1 protein-coding gene is annotated in these 548 nt (G+C 76.8%); it reads left to right on the top strand.

Annotation, left to right across the window (positions count from 1 at the left end; translation table 11 throughout):
• A partial coding sequence (locus FRW57_RS22730; RefSeq protein ID WP_152187148.1) for an amino acid permease occupies positions 1-548 on the top strand: 548 nt, incomplete at both ends.

Here is a 548-nt window from a genome sequence, read left to right as displayed (position 1 = left end):
CCTCGCGCTGCCCACCGACGCCGCTCAGGGGCGCGCGCCACTGGCCGCCCTGCTCGCCTACGGCCTGGGCGGTGCGGCAGGGCCGATCACCGCGGGACTGGCGGTCGTGCTGACCCTCGGGGTCGTCAACGCCTTCGCCGCCGGCTGCGCCAAGCTCGGTGCTGCCCTCGGCCGGGACGGGAGCCTACCGGCCTGGCTCGGTCAGGGCGCGGCGCCGGGCGAGACTCCTCGGCACAGCCTGGCCGTCCTGGCCGTCCTCGCGTTCGCCGGCTTCGCGGTGCTGGTCGCCGACGCGGTGTCGGTCACCACCCTGGTGCTGCTCACCACGTCGGCCCTCGTCACCGTCTACGTGGTGGCCATGGCCGCGGCGCTGCGCCTGCTGCCCGGCCGTGGCGAGCGAGTCGTGGCCGCCGTGGGTCTGGCTCTGGTGGGGCTGGTGGCCACGACCTTCGGCTGGTATCTGCTCTGGCCCGCGGGCATCGCGCTGGCCGCTCTCGCGTGGACGCACCGGCCGTCGCGCTCCCGCAGCCCGTGGCCGGGCCCACCGG

The organism is Segeticoccus rhizosphaerae, from assembly GCF_009192725.1.
Lineage (GTDB): Bacteria > Actinomycetota > Actinomycetes > Actinomycetales > Dermatophilaceae > Segeticoccus > Segeticoccus rhizosphaerae.
This window is presented reverse-complemented; position numbering and strand designations above follow the sequence as displayed.